We start from the raw sequence: 18,939 nt of genomic DNA, 5'->3' as shown, positions 1-18,939 counted from the left end.
ACGCTCCATCGTTCAAGCAATGTTCAAGCGATGGTGATGTGAAACGGGTCTCATTCGGCGCACGGCAGCTTGGTTGGTGAACCAAAATAGTTTAGTCAATCAGGGGTAACGCCATCATAAAGCGTAGCTCCGATGATACCCGCATGCCTCTCCGACGACTGGATCCTCTGCCCGGAGAGAGAGGATATTTCCGCTGAATTCACGCGGCTCCTCACCGCGGCGCAGGAGGGTGGCGCCACCATCGCAGAATGCCTGATGATCGCGCGGCAGCTCAAGCAGGGCGGCGAGCAGTCCTGGCACCGCGAGTGGAAGCGGCTGGCGCAAGCCAACCGGCAGCGTGCCGAGGCGGCGTTCGCGGAAGGCCACATGGCGACCGCGCAGCGCAACTGGCTGCGGGCGATGAACTACTACGGCGCGGCCGCGATGCCGCTGGACCAGGCCGACGAGCGCCGCTGGGTCGCGGTGCTCGCCATGCAGGAATGTGCGCGCCGCTTCCTCACTGCGCGCGGTCCGGCTGGCGAGGTCGTCACGATTCCCTGGGCCGACGACGGACACGTTTTGCAAGGCTATTTCCTGCCTGCGTCCCCGGCCAACAAGCGGGCTCCGACCGTGATCTGCATCGGTGAGCCCGGACACCGCAAGGAGGAATTCCTGTTCAAGCTCGCGCCGCATGCGCGGGAACGCGGATTGTCGATGCTCGCGCTGGACCTGCTCGGCGACCAGCGTGACGACTATACCGACACGCTCTTGCAGCGCCGCGACCTCGAGAGCTCGATTGCCAGCGTCATGGATTATCTGGAGACGCGCGGCGACGTCGATTTCGATCGCGTTGCCATCGTGGCCGACGGGTGGGGCTCTTCGTTCGTCGCGCGCGCGGTGTTGCAGGAGCCGAGGCTCGCCGCGGCCGTCTGCGACGGCGGTCTGTGGGACCTGCACGAACGATCCTTCTTCGCCAGCCGCTTTGCGATGAGCGACCTCAGCATCGTCCCGGTGCCGTCGGCGCCGTTGATGGCCTCGAGCGTCGACTGTCCGGTGCTGATCACACTCGGCGAGGACGGCTGGCTCAAGGCCGACCGGGCGCGCCAGATCGTGCAGAAGTCGCGGCTCGGCAGCTCCGACATCGTGCTGAAGGTGTTCACCGCGCAGGAGACCGGCGCGGCGCAGGCCCACGCGGACAATCCCAGCCTTGCCAACGAATACATCTTCGACTGGCTGGAATCGCAACTGGGCGCCACGGGGCGGCGGATCTGAACGCCGCCTGCCGTCTTAAAGCGCGATGAGATTGGGATGAATCGTCATCGCGCTTTAGGTTGTTGTTTGGGCATGATCTTCTCGGAAAACCGCTTCGCACTGTGCGCTAACGCGGCCCTTCGGATCCGGATCATGCTTTAGTAGTCGAGGGAGATCCTGACGCAGGCCTTTTCGAGCCTGGTCTTCAGCGTCGCGAGCTTGCCGGTGAATTCGGTCAGTTCGTTCTCGTCGAATTCCTGGAAGACGAATTCGCGGATCGTCTTGTACTGCTCGTTGAGGCTTGCGATGTGCTTCTGCGTCTTCTCGACCAGAGACAGCCGCACCACGCGGGCGTCGGTCGGCGAGGGCCGCCGTCGCAGCAGGCCCTTCTTCTCCAGCAGCTTGGACTGGGTGGTGACGAAGGACGGATCGACGTGGAGCAGCTTGGAGACCACGTTGACGGGCACGCCATCGTCCTTGTCGAGGTCGGAGATCGCCATCAGGATCAGCCATTGCGGACCGCTGATGCCCAGCGTTCTCGCCCAGAACTGACGCAACTCCTCCAGATACATGTTGATCGACGATATCTCCCAGGTGAAACGCCTGATGATATCGAGATTGCCGATGGAGCGGAGGCGCGCTCCTTCCTTCCTCGTCGCTGACACAGCGTCACTCCCGTGATCTGATTCTTTTCCGGCCGGTGTCTTGCACGGTCATAGTCCACGCAAGTCTGCCCTGACGCAAGTGCAGAGCAGGGTAATTTTGTCACTAAAACTACAAAGATGATCAGCTCAGCATATTCCCCCGCCCGCAGTGTTGCGCGCGGGGCACAGGTTTAGTGAAACAACAAAGGTGATCTAATAAACTATTTTGATTAGTGGAACGGCGCAGGCATATTGACCCGTGACGGTGGGGGGTACTCGATCGTCCCGTTGCAGGTGGTTCGTTCACGTCCCTCGCGTTAAAAGCGGGTGTCCAAGAGCGCGAAGCGGCCGAGCGGATTTTAAGAGACGGGGATCTGGGGGGCCTCACGGTCCGGTCTCCGCAAAATGAGCAACTTGGAGGTTTTAAATGAAAGTGGTGAAGAGCCTTTTGCTCGGCACTGCGGCGGGTCTGATCGCCGTCGGTGGAGCCCAGGCGGCCGATCTTCCGGTCAAGGCCAAGGCGGTCGAGTACGTCAAGATCTGCACGCTCTACGGCGCGGGTTTCTACTACATCCCGGGCAGCGATACCTGCATCAAGCTCGGCGGCTATCTGCGTGCTGAAGTCGCGCTCAATGCCGGCGGCAACTACAGCGGCTCCTACAACAGTGTTTCCGCGTCGAATAACCGCCTGACCAACTACTACTCGGCGCGCGCTCGCGAAGACCTCAACATCGATACCCGTACCGCGACCGAATACGGCGTGGTTCGTACTTATTTTGACGCCGTGTTCACCTGGACGACCGATTTCACGACGGGAAGCGGCACGACGCCGGGTGCGACCGTTTACTCACAACTCGGAAGCACCGGGGTGTCTGCGCCGAACAACGCAAACGCGGGCAATATCTCGGGCGGTACGCTCGGCGTCTACTACGCCTTCATCCAGTTCGCCGGCTTCACGATGGGTAAGGCCGTGTCGCAGTTCGACGCGCCCTGGATCAACTATCCCGGCAACAACTTCGACCAGCTGGTCGGCGGCAGCGGCACCACCAACGGCGTTGCCCAGTTCACCTACACCGCTGATTTCGGCCAGGGCGTGACGGCTGCGTTCTCGGCGCAGGATCAGACCCAAGCCTTCCAGACCAGCATCTGGAACACCGCGGGCATGACCACCTCCGGCGTTCTCGGCGGCGCTTACGGTTCGAACGACCTTGGCGGCACCCGGTCTCCCGACCTGGTCGCCATGGTCCGTGTCGACCAGGCCTGGGGCCTGTTCCAGGCGTCGGTGGCCGCGCACGACAACCACGCCGCCTACTACGGCGCGACGGAAGTCACCGGTCATCCGGAAGACAAGTGGGGTTGGGCCGTGCAGCTCGCTCTGCAGATCAAGAACATCCCGACCGGCGCCGGCGACGTGATCAACATCTCGGGCGTCTACACCGACGGTGCGAGCCGCTACAACTTCCAGGAGTTGGCTGCGACCAGCTACTCGATGTTCGGTGGTTCGGGCAGCGTGTATCAGAGCATCGGCTTTGCCGGCGTGTCTGACGCGGTGTTCGGTCCCAACGGCCAGCTCGAGCTGACCAAGACCTACGGCTTCCGTGGTGCCTACACCCACAACTGGAGCCCGTACTGGAACACGGCGCTCTACGGCGCGTGGGCTGCGGTCAACTATAGCGGCACGGCCAAGTCCATGATCTGCGGCAGCGCGGCGTTCGCGACCCTGACCGGCACCTGCAACCCGGACTTCAACATCGGCCAGATCGGTGTCATCACCCGCTGGACGCCGGTGAAGAACCTGACCTTCTCGGCTGACTTCACCTACAGCCACCTCGACCAGAAGTACTCGGGCGTGATCACCACCCCGGCGCTGACGTCGGTTGCCAAGCCTGCGGCAACCTACGAGCTGAAGGACCAGGACACCTACAGCCTGCTGCTGCGCGCCCAGCGCAACTGGTAAGCTCAAGGCCGTTCCGATCTGAGAGAGCCCCGGCGGGAAACCGCCGGGGCTTTTTCATGAAAGCGGCCTTCGGAAAATCCGGTAACACGTTGCAAACGACGAAGACGAGCTATGCGATTCGATCGCCCTCAAATTTATTTACTTACCTGAGTTGATCAGCTATCTTGTTTTCAGCCGATTACGAAAGTCGCGGCTCTTAGCTTCATGCTAAGCCTCCAGAAACCTCCGGTGATGCCCCGCCGGAGGTTTTTCGTTTTGGGATTTTCCTTCAGCCGCGCATCACACGGGCGCGCGAGTTCGGCCGGTAGGCGAGGCGGCTGTGGCCGACGCAGTAGGACTGGCCGTCGGGCGCGGTATTGCCGCAGAAGCAGAAGTCGTCTGCACCCGGCGTCGAGATCGGCCAGCGGCAGCGGTTCTCTGAGAGCTCCAGCAGCGAGCAGCGGTTGGCATCGTCGATTGGACCGGCGACCACAGGTGTGTCGGTGTCGCCGTAGATCGTGGCGAGCATCTCATATTGCAGCCGCGGTACGGCTCGCGTCCCGCGCCGCGGCGCGAGGCTCCGCTCGAGCTTGCGCTCGTCGCTCGTCCTGCCGCGCGTGAGATTGAGCCGGGACAGCTTGCCGATCACCGCGTTGCGGCTGACGCCGATGTCGGCAGCGATCTCGCTGCAGGTGAGGCCGGCCTCGAAGTGCTGCTTCAGAAGTTCAATTCGTTCGTTGGTCCAGGTAGGTGAAGAAGCAGTCGGTGAAGAAGTTGGTGAGAGAACAGGCATTGTAGCGGTCCCAGGTTGCAGATGTCGGCCATCCGCCTCTCGAGATCCGTCCGCCTCACGTCCGGCGCGCGCTCACGTTCTGCCGTTGTCGCGAATCGACAAAAGCCCGTCCTTGATGGCGAGACGGATGCCTTCCTCGATCAGTGTGCGTGCGACGCCGGGAACGCTGGTGCCGTGGGTGCCCTGTCTCACCAGTTTTTCCAGATAGGTGATGGTCGAGAGCGCCAAGGTTACGGGAATGCGGTCAGTCTCGGCTTTTTCGGTGGCCATGGCCCGAACGCTAGCCTCTTACTCGGGTACATAAAAGTAACGATTAAGACTCTATTTAGGTTCGGGGGTAGGAGTCAAATCCGGGCGAGACCGGTGTTTCAGCTCATTGGAATCACTAGGGAAATCAGGCGCGACTCCGCGCGCCGCGCGGGATGCCGAGCGGCGGCGGAGTGGAGACGGGTCCGGGCAGGCGGGTGGGGCTAGCCGTGCACGATCGCCTTTTCGATCATGCAATGGATGCCTTTGCAGCCGTTGACGGTCTGCGTCACCCGCAGGTCGGCGGCCAGGCTGCACAGCGTGTAGGCGTCCTCGCGCGACAGGTTTCGCGTCTCGCCGAGCAGTACGATCATGTCGCGCAGCGCGCGCACCACGCACTGGTCGAGGTCGGGATCCATGGCCATGGTCATGTAATGCGTCGCCGTCTCGGCGCGGGGATAGTCGAACCTGAGGTCCTTACGCAGCGTCAGGCGGAAGCGGCCCTGGAGCGCGGTCTCGATCGCGGTGACGCAGACCTCGCCGTCGCCCTGTACGCCATGGCCGTCGCCGCAGGAGAACATCGCGCCCGGGACGAACACCGGCAAATAGAGCGTCGCACCGGCCCCGAGCTCCTTGTTGTCGAGATTGCCGCCCATCGCGCGCGGCACGAGCGACGAGATGCGGCCCCAGGCCGGCGGCGGCGAGACGCCCATCACGCCGAAAAACGGCTTGAGCGGCAGATCGAGGCCCCAGGGCATGCGGCCGACCATCCGCGACCGGTCGATCGGGATGTTCAGGATGCGCGTTTCGTGGAAATCGTCGGGCAGGGTTCCGGACAGCGGCTTGATCATGTTCCAGCCCCAATCCTGCCGGAGTTGGACGTCGAGGATCTCGACCGCGAGCACGTCGCCGGGCTCGGCGCCCTCGACCGCGATCGGGCCGGTGAGGATGTGGCCGGGCAGCATGCGCTCGTTTTTGGCGTGAACCTCGAACATCTCCGGCGGAATGTGAAATTTGTTGCGGTCGGGCAGCATGTCGGGCCCGCCGCTGATGGTGTCGACCGTCACCTCATCGCCGCTTTTGACGGTGAGGACGGGCTTGAGCGTGGCTTCGAAGAAGCCCCAATGGCAGGTCTCGGGGCTTGAATGCAGGTGGTGATGGGTCATTGGCCGCGTCCAATCGGTTTCATCAGAACTCGTCATGAGAACCTGTTATGCCCGGGCTTGACCGGGCGATCGATCCTCTTTCAAGAAGATTTCTGAAGATGGACGGGCCGGTCAAGCCCGGCACGATCATTCCAGCGAGGCTCCCCTGTATTTCGTTCTTTCCAAGACCCTCGGCACCGCTCTGCTGCCGATCAATCTCCTGATCGAGCTCGGAATCCTGTCGCTGCTGCTGATGGCGACGCGGTTTGCTGCGGTCGGCCGCAAGCTCGCCGTGACCACGCTGGCGCTGCTGGCGCTGGTCGCGTTCTCGCCGATCGGCAATCTTCTGCTCTATCCGCTGGAGTCGCGTTTCCCGGCGTGGGACCCGTCGCGGGGCGCCCCCGACGGCATCATCGTGCTCGGCGGCTCGATCGACACCGATCTTTCGGCGGCGCATCGCACGCCCGTGGTTGCGCACGCGGCCGATCGCATGCTGGCGCCGGCCGAGCTCGCGCGGCGCTATCCGAACGCGCGTATCGTCTTCACCGGCGGCTCGGCGAACCTGGTCGCGACGGAGGCGAGGGAGGCCGACTACACCGCGCCGATCCTGGAGAGCCTGGGCATACCGAAGGAGCGCCTGATCCTCGAGCGCGACTCCCGCAACACCTGGGAGAACGCGATCTTCACGAAGCAGCTGGTGACGCCGAAGCCGGGCGAACGCTGGCTTCTGGTCACGTCGGCTTTCCACATGCCGCGCGCGATGGGCATTTTCCGCAAGGCCGGATTTGATGCCGAAGCCTATCCGGTGGATTGGCGGATGGGCGGGCGCGACGGGCTCTTCGCCTTCACCCGCAATGGGGCCGATGGTCTCGGCAAGACCGACGTCGCCGTGCGCGAATGGATCGGCCTTTTGGCGTATCGCATCATGGGGCGGACCGGCGAGTTGCTTCCGGGACCGGGCAAGGACTAAAACGAGAGCCGCAAAACAAGAACAGAGTACCGGCGCGCGATCGCCGGTCGGGAGGACGCCATGCAGCAGCAGAGCGCAGACAGGATCGATCTTGCCGGCCTCGTCGCCGACCTCAACAGCCTGCTGCGGCTGAAGACGACGGTGATCGGCATGAAGCTGTTCGCGCGTGCCGCCGACATGGAGGCGATCCCGAAAATCCGGCGGCCGAACGCGGTCCACACCACCGACCAGATCGTCAGCATGGCTGCACGTCTGGGCTGGACGGTCGGCATCACCGCCGACGATCTTGTCGGTGCGCAGTGTCGCGCCGTGATCGGGCTTGCGCCGCAGGACGAAAAATGGCTCGCCGGCGAAAACTATGTCGGGGTCTGGCACGGCACCGCCGAGGACGCGCGCAAGCGCCAGGAGGCGCTGGACGTGGTTCCGTTCGGGCAGTATCAGGCGCTTGCGGTCAGTCCGCTCGCGAGCGGGCGGCTCGATCCGCCCGACATCTGCCTGGTCTACGCAACGCCGGGGCAGATGATCATCCTGATCAACGGGCTGCAATATACCGGCTACAGGAAGTTCGAATGGGGCGTCGTCGGTGAGACCGCCTGCGCGGATTCCTGGGGGCGGGCGCTGAAAACCGGCGAGCCCAGCCTGTCCTTGCCATGCTATGCCGAACGGCGCTATGGCGGCGTGCCGGACGAGGAGATGCTGATGGCCTTGAAGCCCTCGCATCTCGCCAAGGCAATCGAGGGCATGAAGGCGCTGGCCAAGAACGGCCTGCGCTATCCGATTCCGCCCTATGGGATTCAAAGCGACGTCCGCGCCGGCATGGGCGTGAGTTACGCCAAGAAGTAAAGGTCGACCATGAGCTCAGCAAAATTCGACATCGTCGTCTACGGCGCGACCGGTTTCACCGGCCAGCTCGTCGCCGAATATCTGACTCAGCATTACAAGGGCGACCACACGCTCAAATGGGCGATGGCAGGCCGTAGCCTCGGCAAGCTCAAGTCGGTACGCGATGCGATCGGCGCGCCCGGGAATACGCCGCTGATTGTCGCGGATGCGGCGGACGCGGCCTCGCTGAAGGCGATGGCGGAGCAGACGATGTCGGTGATCACCACCGTCGGCCCGTATCAGCTCTATGGCGAGGAGCTGCTCGCGGCCTGCGTCGCCACCGGCACCGATTATTTCGATCTCTGCGGCGAACCGATCTGGATGCGACAGATGATCGACAAGTACGAGGCGGCCGCCAAAGAGAGCGGCGCGCGTATCGTGTTCTCATGCGGTTTCGATTCCGTGCCGTTCGAGCTTGGTGCGTTCTTCGTGCAGGAAGAGGCCAAGCGCGTGTTCGGCGCTCCGGCCTCGCGTGTGAAAGGCCGCGTGCGCGACATGCGCGGCACGCTCTCGGGCGGCACCGCGGCGAGCGCCAAGGCGACCTTCGATGCGGTCGCAAAGGACATCAGCCTGATCGCGATCCTGAACGATCCGTTCGCGTTGACGCCGGGCTTCACCGGCCCGAAGCAGCCGAAGGGCAACAGGTCGCTGCTCGAGGAGGACCTGCAGTCCTGGGCCGCGCCGTTCATGATGGCACTGATCAACACGCGCAACGTCCATCGCTCCAACATGCTGATGGGCTTTCCCTACGGTCAGGACTTCGTCTACGACGAGATGGTTCTGACGGGTCCGGGCGAAAAGGGCGAAGCCAACGCGCAGCGCGTGGTAGCCGCCAACGCCGAGAAGACCGGTCCGAACGCGCCGAAGCCGGGCGAGGGGCCGTCGAAGGAAGAGCGGGAGAACGGCCTCTTCGACCTGCTCTATGTCGCGATCGCGCCCGACGGCCGCATGGTTCGCGCCGGCGTCACCGGCGACCGCGATCCCGGCTACGGCTCGACCTCCAAGATGATCTCCGAATGCGCGATGTGTCTGTTGCGCGATGTGACAGACGTCCCAGCCGGATTCTGGACGCCGGGTGCGGCGATGCAGCACAAGCTGATCAAGCGGCTGCGGGATAGTGCCGGGCTAACGTTCGGAGTGGAGGCATAAGGCCCACGGTCCCAGGGAAGCGTGATCCGTGTCCGCGAAGTTCGACATCGTCGTCTACGGCGCAACGGGATACACAGGCCAGCTCGTCGTCGAGTACCTCGCCGCGCACTACGCAGGTGAGGGCGCGCCGACATGGGCGATGGCCGGGCGCAGCAGAGACAAGCTCGCCTCCGTTCGCAATGCGATCGGCGCATCGGCGGACACGCCGCTCATCGTTGCGGACGCAGCCGATCCGGCTTCGTTGCGGGCGATGGTCGATCAGGCGAAGCTGGTCATAACCACCGTCGGTCCGTACCAGCTGTACGGTTCCGATCTGCTTGCCGCCTGCGTCGCGTCAGGCATCGACTACATGGATCTCTGCGGTGAGCCGATCTGGCTGAAGCAGATGATCGACAAGCATGAGGCGGCAGCCAGGGCGAGCGGCGCGCGCATCATGTTCTCCTGCGGCTTCGATTCCATCCCGTTCGAGCTCGGTGCGTTCTTCGTTCAGGAGGAAGCCCGGCGCGTGTTCGGCGCGCCGGCGCCGCGCGTCAAGGGGCGCGTCCGCGGCATCAGCTGGAAGTTCTCCGGCGGCACCTCGGCGAGTGCAAGGGTCACCTTCGAAGCGGTTGCACAGGATCTCAGCCTGGTGTCGATCCTCAAGGACCCATTTGCATTCACGCCGGGGTTCGAAGGGCCCAGGCAACCGCGCGGCAACAAGCCCATGTTCGAGGAGGACCTGCAATCCTGGTCCGCTCCGTTCGCGATGGCGACGCTCAACACGCGCAATGTCCATCGCTCGAACGTGCTGATGGGATTCCCGTATGGCAGGGATTTCGTCTACGACGAGATGGTGCTGACGGGCGCGGGGGACGAAGGGCAGGCCAACGCCAGGCGCGTCATGGCCGCCAACGGCGAAAAGACCGGTCCTGAAGCACTCAAGCCCGGTGAGGGGCCGTCCAAGGAAGAGCGCGACAACGGTCATTACGACCTGCTCTATGTTGCGATCGCGCCTGATGGTCGTCAGGTTCGCGCGGCGGTGAAGGGCGATCTCGATCCCGGCTATGCGTCAACGGCCAAGATCATCTCCGAATGTGCGATCTGCCTGTTGCGCGACACGCCTGATGTTCCGGCCGGTCTCTGGACGCCGGGCGCAGCGATGCAGCACAAGCTGATCAAGCGGCTGGTCGATCACGCCGGGCTGAGGTTTGAGGTGGAAGGCTAGTTCAGCCATCGGCAAAGGCGCAACACGCCGTGCCCACCATCTCCCCGCGGTTCCGCTTCGCAAGTGGTGGGCACGCTCCGCTTTGCCCACCCTACGGCACCGTGCCGCTACGCCGCCCGCGCATCATACGCGTACATGAACTCCATGCTCTTCGAGCCCAGCGGCAACAGCCACTTCATCATCTGATTGCGGACCCATGCGCCGGTGGCGCTGAACTCGCGCTTGCTGTTGCCGTTGCGGCGCGCCATCGCGACGATCTTTTCCGTGCGCGGCCGCCGTTCGGCCTCGAAGGCCTGGAAGGTGGCGCCGAGCTCCTGGCCCTCCTGCATCAGCCGCGCGAGCCGCATCGCATCCTCGAGCGCGAGCGAAGCGCCCTGGCCCGCGTGGGGGCTGGTCGCATGCGCGGCATCGCCGATCAGCAGCGAGCGCTTGCGTGACCAGGTCGGCAAGGTCGCGACGTCGAGCGTGTCGGTGACCACGATGTTCTCGGCCGCGTCGATGATGTCGGGGATCGGATCGTGCCAGCCGTGATGGAAGCCGCGCAGATGCTGCTTGAGCATCGCGTGGTCGAGCGCGCGGAACATCGCCGCGTCCATGCCGTGCGCGGGCTGCGTGCTCCACCACATCACGCCGTCGTTCGGATCCGGGCTGCAATAGCCATAGCCGAAGAACCCGCTCTTGCCGAACGTGGTCTCGACGTGCCGGCCGATCGGCCTGCCATCGAGGACGGCGTGCGGCACGAAGCCGCCGAACCCGATCAGTCCGGTGTCGAACGGTTGCGGACCGTCCGGCACCACCTGGCGGCGCACGACCGAGTGCACGCCGTCGGCGCCGATCAGGAAGTCGCCTTCGGCCGTGGTGCCGTCGGAGAAGTAGGCGATGATCGGCTGGTCGCCGCGGTCCTCGATCTTGATCAGGCGCTTCTCGAAATAAAGCGAGACGCAGGCGCACCAGGCCTTGTCGATCAGGATTTCGTTCAGCGTGGCGCGGCAGACGTTGACGGCCGGCTGGCCGAAGCGTCGCGCCATGTCGCGGTTGATCGAGCCGAGCCGTTCGCCGCCCTGCGAATAGAAATCGAAGGATTCGGCGATCGAGCCGCGGCTGATCAGCTCGTTCGCGAGCCCGATCTCGTCCATGACATGCATGCCGTTCGGCGCGATCTGGAGGCCGCCGCCGGTACCCTTCGAATAGGGCCAGGCCTCGTAGATCGCGGATTCGATGCCGGCACGGCGCAACAGGATTGCGGCGACAGGGCCGGCGATACCGGCGCCGATGATCAGGGCCTTGCGGGGACGGTTGGACATGGCTTGCTCCCGACGTTTCCGTGGTGCTAGGAGAAATTACGGTCGCTAAATCTCTTAGTTACTAAGATATATATCGAGTAAGATAAGGAGCCGACCTTGTCAAGGACGAAGGCGCGCGCAGCCCTGCTGCAGGAGCTCGAGGAGGCGATGCGGCGGTCGTCCGCGCAGGGCGTGCTCTATGGCCAAACGGTTGCGAACGTTGCCGGAATTGCCAATTCCGACCTCGAATGCATGGACATCCTGTATTTGGAGGGCCGCGTCACCGCGGGCCGGCTCGCCGAGGTCACCGGGCTGACGACGGGTGCCATCACCGGCGTGGTCGACCGGCTCGAGAAGGCCGGGCTGGTGCGCCGCGAACGGGACGAGCAAGACCGCCGCAAGGTCTTCATCTCCGTCGTGCCGGAGACGGCGATGAAGATCGGCCAGCTCTACGTGCCGATGCAGCAGGCGATGGAGAAGGTGTTTGGCGCCTATTCCGACGAAGAGCTGCGCCTGCTGCTGCGCTTCGCGACCGAGGGCTACAAGGGCGTGCTCGCGGCAACCGAGGCGCTGAAGGGACTGCTCGACACGCCGCCGGAAAAGCGGCCGGATCTCAAACTGAAGAAACTTCGTCGCTAGAGCGTTTTCGAGCGAAGTGGATACCGGTTCGCGTCAAGAAAACGCGTCAAAACAGAAAGCCAGACATTACCGTTCCGATTCCATCGGAACGGTATTGTCCTTGATCTTGTAAGCCTGCGCAGCCGCGATCATGCCCCACATCGCGCCCAGCATCATCCAGAAGTGTCGCCAGTGGTCGGTGTCGATCACGAAGCTCTCGCCGACGGTGCCGACGAAGGCGGAGAAGATCGCGAGATAAGCGCGCTGCCAGGGCACACGAACGAAGATGTGCCTGATACCCATGATCACGGTGGTGAACACCAGCGCGGGATAGCACACGCCGGAGAGCCAGCCGCCGGACATGAAGGCGTTGAGGTAGGAGTTGTGGGTGTCCTCGGGGAAGTAGCGGTGGAATTGCAGGGGGCCGATGCCGAACGGCAGGTCGAGCGCCATCTCCGCGCCGAGGATGTGCCGCCCGAACCGGCCGAAGCGGCCTTCGTCATAGCTCTGGTCGAAGCTCGCGCGCTGCTTGAACATCTCGGCGGTGGAATCGAATGACAGCAGCACCGCGATCAGCGCGAGGCCCAGCACCGCGGCGACGATCGCCATGACGACGATGCGCGAGCGCTGCGCGTTGGTGCGGCTGGTCAGCACCATCAGCACCAGCATGAAGGCGGAGGTCAGCACCAGTCCGCCCCAGGCGGCGCGGGAGAAGGCGAGCAGGATCGCCAGCGACATGATGCCGAAGGCGATGACGTTGCGGAACGCCTTGGCAAACTTGTCGGAGACCACGCTCTGGAGCGCGAACAGCGCCGGCAGGATCAGGAAGGCGCCGAGCACGTTCGGGTCCTTGAACGTGCCGCGCGCGCGCCCGTAGAGTGTGAGGAGATCGTCTCCGCCGGGAACCAGATGGAAGTAGCCGGCGACCGCAGACAGCGAGGCGACCATCGCGCCGACCACGAGGCCGCGGCGGAGCATGTCGAGCCGGGCCGCGGTGTCTTCCGAGGTGACCATCGCGAAGAACACGACGGTGACCGCCATGTACCAGGAGGTCGCGATCCAGCTCGCCACCTCGGACTGTTCGAACAGCGGGACCGCGCTGATCGTGTAGCCGACATTGAGCAGGATCAGCATCAGGATCAGCGGCATCAGCACGAGCCGCAGGCGCAGGCCGGTCGCGAAGAAGGTGACGGCGGCCAGCAGCGTCACGATCTCGTAGGGGCTCGGCTCGATGAAGACGATGGCGCCGGAGGCGCCGACCAGCCACACCAACGCGCGCTGGATGGCCAGCACGCCGGGCGCAGCCGGTGCGGCTAATTTCACTCCACCGGCTGTTGCCGCATACGCCATCACATGCTCACGCTACTCGTACACGCACACAACTTCCGCCGTCATGCCCCGCGAAAGCGGGGCATCCAGTACTCCGAGCCGTTCGTGGCAGTTTCCACTGCCGGCGGTTAGTGGATCGCCCGGTCAGCCGGGCGACGAAGTGAGGCTCGGGTTCGACAAAACTCAATACGCGTTCTCGTTCTTGGTCAGCAGCGAGACCGGCGTCTTCAGGAGAATGACGAGGTCGAACAGCACCGACCAGTTCTCGATGTAGTAGAGGTCGAATTCGACGCGCTTCTGGATCTTCTCTTCATTGTCGATCTCGCCGCGCCAGCCGTTGATCTGGGCCCAGCCGGTGATGCCGGGCTTGACCCGGTGACGAGCGAAATAGCCGTCGACGGCTTCGTCGAACAGGCGGCTCTGGAGCTTGCCCTGCACTGCATGCGGACGCGGGCCGACCAGGGACAAATTGCCCGAGAACACCACGTTGAAGAGCTGCGGCAGCTCGTCGAGGCTGGTCTTGCGGATGAAGCGGCCGACGCGGGTGACGCGCGGATCGTTCTTGGTCACGACCTTGGAGGCGGTCGGGTCGGCCTGATGGTGGTACATCGAGCGGAATTTGTAGACGTCGATGCGCTCGTTGTTGAAGCCGAAGCGCTTCTGACGGAACAGCGCCGGGCCGGGGCTGTCGAGCTTCACCGCCAGCGCCACCAGTCCCATCACCGGCAGGGCTGCGAGCAGCGCGAGGCCGCCGACGATGCGGTCGAACAGCCACTTCATCACCAGGTCCCAGTCGGTGATCGGCGCCTCGAACACGTCGAGCGTCGGCACTTCGCCGAGATAGGAATAGGAGCGGGGACGGAAACGCAGCTTGTTGGTGTGCGCGGAGAGCCGGATGTCGACCGGCAGCACCCAGAGCTTCTTCAGCATCTCCAGGATGCGCGTCTCCGCCGAGATCGGCAGCGCGAACAGCACGAGATCGACGCGGGTGCGGCGGGCGAATTCGACGATGTCGTCGACCTTGCCGAGCTTGCGCGCGCCGGCGCAGGTGTCGAGCGCGCGACTGTCGTTGCGGTCGTCGAACACGCCGAGCACGTGGATGTCGGAATCCTCCTCGGCCTTCAGCGCCTCGATCAGTTGCTCGCCGTTGCTGTCGGAGCCGACGACGATGGTGCGGCGGTCGAGCCGGCCTTGGCGTGCCCAGGCGCGCACCAGCGATCGCAGCGCCAGACGTTCGGAGATGAGCGCGGCGAGCCCGAGGAAGTAGAAGGCCGCAAGCCACAGCCGCGACATTTCGCTGCCGAACTTGGCGAAGAAGGATGCCCCGATGAACAGCAGGAAGACGAATGACCAGGAGGAGATCATCCGCGTCATCTGCCGGAGCTGACCGCGGAACAGCTGCACCTGATAGATGTCGGCGGCCTGGAAGCAGACCACGGCGGCGACCGCGACGGCGATGATCTCCGCGGGATAAACCCAGCTGAAGGAGCCGGCGAGCGGCACGACATAGCCGACATAGAGCGCGATGCCGACGAGGCTCAGCAGCGCGAAATCGGCCAAGCGCACGAATCCGGTGATCACGATCGGCGAATAGGCGCGGGCGACCTTCTGGTTGACGACTTCGAGCGCGGCGGGCGAGAGCCGGCGACGGCGCTCCACAAAGGGTTGGTCAGCCGGCTTCGTCGCGGCGCTTGTCGCGGCGTCGAGCATCGAGCGTGCGTTGAGCGGTTCCACGGGCTTCCACGTCCATTCCAAAAACCCCGCGGGTCGCAGCGTTGCGCCCCGGGCGAGCATCCCCTGGCAGGTCGATTATCGGACAAATCGGAAGATTCTCTAAAGCGGTCTTAAGGATGGTTAATGATTGGCAAATGCGTCGCGATAACCCGCGAGCACGCCGTCAACCATCGCCTGCTGGGAGAAATGCGCGGAGATGCGCTCGCGCAGGGCGGATGCGCGGTGCGCGGTCGCTTGCGGATCGTCGAGTGCGGCCGCGATCGCTTCGGCCATGGCCTCGGCGTTGCTCGCCGCAAACAGCGCCGGGCTGCCATGCCCGAAGATCTCGGGGATGCCGCCGACGCGGGCCGCGATCATGGGAATGCCGGCCGCGCCGGCCTCGATTACGACATAGGGCATGGAATCGCCGCGCGAGGGCACGACCAGCAGCCGCCCCTTGGAGAAGCCGTAGCGCGCCTTGACGTGACCGATGAAGCGGATGGCGCTGGAGAGGCCGAGCCTGTCGACCTGCGCCTTCAGCGCCGCCGTCTCCTCGCCGTCGCCGCCGAGCGTGAGCGTGACCTTCTTGCCGCCCTCGTGCAGGCGCGCCACCGCATCGACCAGCAGATCCGCGCCTTTGATGTGCCTGAACTCGCCGACATAGGCGAGATCGGTGGCATCGTCGGCGATGCTAACAGGCTCGAACTCCTCCGGCGTAACGCCATTGAAGACGCAATGCACCACGCCCTTGGGCGTGCCGACGATGCGCTGATAAGTGTCGCGCGCAAACGCGCTCTCGAACAGGAACAGGTCCGTCGCGTCCATCAGCGTGCGTTCCAGCCGCGCGTAAAACTCGCCCTTGAAGGTGTTGAGGGGGTAGTGCAGCGAGCCGCCATGCGGGGTGTAGATGCGGATGGTGTCGTTGGATCGCCGCCGCATGCGGACGAAGGCGCCGGCCTTGGCTCCGTGGCCGTGCGTGACGTCGGGCTTGAGCGCGGCGATCAGGCGCCGCATCCGCAGCCACACCAGAAAATCGTCAGGCGACGGTTCGCGGCGGATCGCCAGCCGGTGCACGCCGAGCTTCAGCCGCGGCGCGAGCTCGGCCAGCGCCTTGTCCGCGCGCTCGCCGCCGGCGAGGCTGTCGGCGAGAATCCCGACGTGATGACCGCGATCGACCTGACCGTTGGCGAGATCGAGGATGTGGCGGAAGATGCCGCCCACGGGAGCGCGCACGGCGTGCAGGATGCGGAGCGGCCGGTCGGGAGAGGGGGGCATGATCAGAACCAGCGCTCGACGGCGAATGCTCGAACAATTCTCGAAATATCGAGATGGATTAAGAGCCCTCGTGGTTAACAAACGGTGTCGGCGCCGTTCGCACGGGTCGCGGCAGGGTGCGATTAACCCAGCAGCAACCTTAATGGACTGTAATCGCCCCGGTTGAGGTAGAGTCGCAGCGTTGCCCTGCGGGAGTGTTCGATGCGTTTAGCGTTCTGGCGTGCCGGCAAGGACAAGGCGGTGGTCGAGCGGGCTGTTTCGAGGCCCAAAGCCGAAGCCAAATCGAGCGAAGCCGCGTCCAAGATTGAAGCAGAGCCTATGCCGGTTGCTGCGAAGCAGGCACAAGCCGAATCCGGCGACATCGATTTGCACGCGCTCGGCGCGGTGCTCGCCCGCAAGCGCGGCTGGATCATCGTGCCGACGGTGCTGGCCCTGGTCGCCTCCGTCGCTGCCGTCAACCTGGTGACGCCGCGTTTCAAGTCGGAATCGCGCATCCTGATCGACGGCCGCGAGAACGTGTTCCTGCGGCCGAGCAGCGACCGCAGCACCGAAGAGCGGCAGTCGCTCGATCCCGAGGCGGTGACCAGCCAGGTGCAGCTCGTGCTGTCGCGCGATCTCGCGCGCGAGATCATCAAGAAGAACAAGCTCGCGGAGCGCCCCGAATTCGATCCGGTGCTGCAAGGCATTTCGCCGCTGAAGTCGCTCGCGGCGCTGATCGGCATCGGCCGCGATCCGTTCTCGATGACGCCGGAAGAGCGGGTGCTGGATGCCTATTACGAGCGGCTGCAGGCCTACGCCGTCGACAAGTCGCGCGTGATCGTGGTCGAATTCCAGTCCGCTGACCCGGACCTTGCCGCGCGCGTCGCCAATTCGATCGCCGACGGCTATCTCGTGCTCCAGCAGAATGCGCGCCAGGACCAGGCGCGGAGCGCCAGCCAGTGGCTTTCGGGCGAAATCGAAAATCTGCGCAAGAAGGTCTCCGACGCCGAAGCCAAGGTCGAGGACTTCCGCTCCAAGTCGTCGCTGTTCGTCGGCACCAACAACACCACGCTCTCGAACCAGCAGATGGGCGAGGTCAATACCCAGCTCAACAACGCACGCTCGATGAAGGCGGATGCTGAATCCAGGGCGCGGCTGATCAAAGAGATGCTCCAAAGCGGCAAGCCGATCGAAGCGTCCGAGGTGGTGAACTCCGAGCTGATGCGGCGATTGTCGGAGCAGCGGGTGACGCTGCGGGCGCAGCTCGCCGAACAATCGTCCACGCTGCTCGGCAATCACCCGCGGATCAAGGAGCTGAAGGCGCAGCTTGGCGACCTCGACAACCAGATTCGCGACGAAGCGGCCAAGATCTCGCGCTCGCTCGAAAGCGATGCGCGGATCGCCAGTGGCCGGGTCGACGGCCTGACGGCGAGCCTCGATCAGCTCAAGAAGCAGGCAACCTCGACCAACGGTCAGGATGTCCAGCTCCGCGCGCTCGAGCGCGAAGCCAAGGCCCAGCGCGACCTGCTCGAGACGTATCTTGGGAAGTATCGCGAGGCCAGCGCCCGCGAGAGCATCGATACCGCGCCGGCGGAGGGCCGCATCATCTCGCGCGCCATCGTCTCGAATACGCCGGCCTATCCGAAGAAGCTGCCGATCGTGCTGATCGCGACGATCGCGACGCTGCTGCTCTCGTCCGGCGTCGTCGTCACCGGCGAGCTGCTGCGCCAGACCGCGCCGCGCGCGGTGGCCGTGTTCACGCCGGCGCAAACGCAGACGCCGGTGCGCCAAGAGCCGATAGTCCCGCCGGTGGTCCAGCCGGTGGCCGAACCGATGCTCGATCCGGTTGTGGAAGACCTTACGCCGCTTCAGCCCGAGATGACGGCCGATGCCGACGTCACTGAATTCGCCGAGATCGAGCTTCTCGCCGACAGCCTGCGAGCTGCGGGACCGGCGGCGAAGAAGGTCACGGTGCTCGGCACCGCGGCCGGCGAAGCCATCACGCTGTCGACGCTGACGCTGGCCCGGCACCTGGCGCGCGATACGCGCGTCGTTGTGGTCGATCTCGCCGCATCCTCGCCGACCATCGCCGCGGTGTCCGTCGATGCTTCGGCTCCCGGCCTCGCCGAGCTGATGCAGGGCGAGGCTTCGTTCGCGCAAATCATCACCCGGGACAAGCTCTCGCGGCTGCACCTGGTTATGGCCGGCCGTCCCGGCTTCGACCGCAGCCTGCTGCAATCGCCGCGGGTAACGCTCGCGATCGATGCGCTGCTCCGCGCCTACGACCACGTGCTGGTGGACGCCGGCAGCGCCTTGGACCTCCCGGCGGAACTGCTGACGGCGCATGCCCGCGCCGTCGTGGTGCCCGATGCCTCGATGGCGCCGGATGCCCGCGCGCTGATGTGCGAGCAGCTGAGGGCGGTCGGCTTCAGCGAGGTGACGATGCTGAGCAGGCCGGTGCAGCCGTCGGACGCGGCGGAGACGCCGCGCGTCGTGGCGGCGTAGGCGAGAGCGCTCGCCATCGGTCTATCGTTCAGTTGGGC

Annotated in this window: 16 protein-coding genes; 8 read left to right on the top strand and 8 right to left on the bottom strand. The window is 64.6% G+C overall.

Features of this window, described 5'->3' with window-relative positions:
* Positions 1 to 132 precede the first annotated feature (132 nt).
* Entirely contained in the window at positions 133 to 1,251 is a 1,119-nt protein-coding gene (locus ACKWRH_RS25270) for an alpha/beta hydrolase family protein (RefSeq protein WP_445215728.1), read from the top strand.
* Between the two features lie 137 nt (positions 1,252 to 1,388).
* Here ACKWRH_RS25270 and ACKWRH_RS25265 read toward each other — a convergent pair whose 3' ends face one another.
* Positions 1,389 to 1,895 (bottom strand): MarR family winged helix-turn-helix transcriptional regulator, encoded by a 507-nt coding sequence (locus ACKWRH_RS25265; protein ID WP_028152624.1) that lies wholly within the window; start codon positions 1,893 to 1,895, stop codon positions 1,389 to 1,391.
* A 406-nt stretch (positions 1,896 to 2,301) separates the two neighbouring features.
* Here ACKWRH_RS25265 and ACKWRH_RS25260 point away from each other — a divergent pair, with 406 nt between their 5' ends.
* Positions 2,302 to 3,831, top strand: coding sequence for a porin (locus tag ACKWRH_RS25260; protein WP_445215727.1), 1,530 nt, complete (start codon positions 2,302 to 2,304; stop codon positions 3,829 to 3,831).
* 268 nt (positions 3,832 to 4,099) lie between these two features.
* On the opposite strand, the gene ACKWRH_RS25255 is transcribed toward ACKWRH_RS25260, so the two are convergent.
* The 3 genes from ACKWRH_RS25255 to ACKWRH_RS25245 all read right to left on the bottom strand — a co-directional run bounded on the left by ACKWRH_RS25255 (position 4,100) and on the right by ACKWRH_RS25245 (position 6,015).
* Positions 4,100 to 4,603: a GcrA family cell cycle regulator gene (locus ACKWRH_RS25255; RefSeq protein ID WP_028152622.1), complete on the bottom strand. Its 504-nt coding sequence runs from the start codon at positions 4,601 to 4,603 to the stop codon at positions 4,100 to 4,102.
* Positions 4,604 to 4,675: 72 nt separating this feature from the next.
* Complete coding sequence (locus ACKWRH_RS25250) at positions 4,676 to 4,873, bottom strand: hypothetical protein (RefSeq protein ID WP_007603456.1); 198 nt, start codon at positions 4,871 to 4,873, stop codon at positions 4,676 to 4,678.
* A 200-nt stretch (positions 4,874 to 5,073) separates the two neighbouring features.
* Positions 5,074 to 6,015 carry an acetamidase/formamidase family protein gene (locus tag ACKWRH_RS25245; protein WP_445215726.1) on the bottom strand — a complete coding sequence of 314 codons (942 nt, stop codon included), beginning with the start codon at positions 6,013 to 6,015 and terminating at the stop codon, positions 5,074 to 5,076.
* Between the two features lie 232 nt (positions 6,016 to 6,247).
* On the opposite strand from ACKWRH_RS25245, the gene ACKWRH_RS25240 reads away from it, so the two are divergent.
* From ACKWRH_RS25240 to ACKWRH_RS25225, 4 genes are read left to right on the top strand one after another with little or no spacing between them, the layout of a single operon-like run.
* Positions 6,248 to 6,964 carry a YdcF family protein gene (locus ACKWRH_RS25240; RefSeq protein WP_445215725.1) on the top strand — a complete coding sequence of 239 codons (717 nt, stop codon included), beginning with the start codon at positions 6,248 to 6,250 and terminating at the stop codon, positions 6,962 to 6,964.
* Between the two features lie 60 nt (positions 6,965 to 7,024).
* Positions 7,025 to 7,807, top strand: a complete 783-nt coding sequence (locus ACKWRH_RS25235) for a DUF169 domain-containing protein (protein WP_445215724.1) — start codon at positions 7,025 to 7,027, stop codon at positions 7,805 to 7,807.
* 9 nt (positions 7,808 to 7,816) lie between these two features.
* Positions 7,817 to 8,995, top strand: coding sequence for a saccharopine dehydrogenase family protein (locus tag ACKWRH_RS25230; RefSeq protein WP_445215723.1), 1,179 nt, complete (start codon positions 7,817 to 7,819; stop codon positions 8,993 to 8,995).
* Positions 8,996 to 9,023: 28 nt separating this feature from the next.
* Positions 9,024 to 10,199 (top strand): saccharopine dehydrogenase family protein, encoded by a 1,176-nt coding sequence (locus ACKWRH_RS25225; protein ID WP_445215722.1) that lies wholly within the window; start codon positions 9,024 to 9,026, stop codon positions 10,197 to 10,199.
* A 107-nt stretch (positions 10,200 to 10,306) separates the two neighbouring features.
* Here ACKWRH_RS25225 and ACKWRH_RS25220 read toward each other — a convergent pair whose 3' ends face one another.
* Positions 10,307 to 11,503, bottom strand: a complete 1,197-nt coding sequence (locus tag ACKWRH_RS25220) for an FAD-dependent monooxygenase (protein ID WP_445215721.1) — start codon at positions 11,501 to 11,503, stop codon at positions 10,307 to 10,309.
* A 147-nt stretch (positions 11,504 to 11,650) separates the two neighbouring features.
* Between ACKWRH_RS25220 and ACKWRH_RS25215 the strand changes: the two genes are divergently transcribed.
* The gene (locus tag ACKWRH_RS25215; protein WP_063986329.1) at positions 11,651 to 12,121 is read left to right on the top strand and encodes a MarR family transcriptional regulator; all 471 of its coding nucleotides are present in this window, start codon (positions 11,651 to 11,653) and stop codon (positions 12,119 to 12,121) included.
* Between the two features lie 66 nt (positions 12,122 to 12,187).
* On the opposite strand, the gene ACKWRH_RS25210 is transcribed toward ACKWRH_RS25215, so the two are convergent.
* The 3 genes from ACKWRH_RS25210 to ACKWRH_RS25200 form a co-directional block, all read right to left on the bottom strand.
* Positions 12,188 to 13,450 carry an O-antigen ligase family protein gene (locus ACKWRH_RS25210; RefSeq protein WP_445215720.1) on the bottom strand — a complete coding sequence of 421 codons (1,263 nt, stop codon included), beginning with the start codon at positions 13,448 to 13,450 and terminating at the stop codon, positions 12,188 to 12,190.
* 162 nt (positions 13,451 to 13,612) lie between these two features.
* Positions 13,613 to 15,163 (bottom strand): undecaprenyl-phosphate glucose phosphotransferase, encoded by a 1,551-nt coding sequence (locus ACKWRH_RS25205; RefSeq protein ID WP_445215719.1) that lies wholly within the window; start codon positions 15,161 to 15,163, stop codon positions 13,613 to 13,615.
* 120 nt (positions 15,164 to 15,283) lie between these two features.
* Positions 15,284 to 16,417: a glycosyltransferase family 4 protein gene (locus tag ACKWRH_RS25200; RefSeq protein ID WP_445215718.1), complete on the bottom strand. Its 1,134-nt coding sequence runs from the start codon at positions 16,415 to 16,417 to the stop codon at positions 15,284 to 15,286.
* A 201-nt stretch (positions 16,418 to 16,618) separates the two neighbouring features.
* Between ACKWRH_RS25200 and ACKWRH_RS25195 the strand changes: the two genes are divergently transcribed.
* Complete coding sequence (locus tag ACKWRH_RS25195) at positions 16,619 to 18,901, top strand: GumC family protein (protein WP_445215717.1); 2,283 nt, start codon at positions 16,619 to 16,621, stop codon at positions 18,899 to 18,901.
* Positions 18,902 to 18,939 lie beyond the last annotated feature (38 nt).

This window comes from Bradyrhizobium sp. Pa8, from assembly GCF_052588265.1.
The sequence above is the reverse complement of the archived record's forward strand: the minus strand, read 5'-3'. Positions and strand labels throughout refer to the sequence as shown.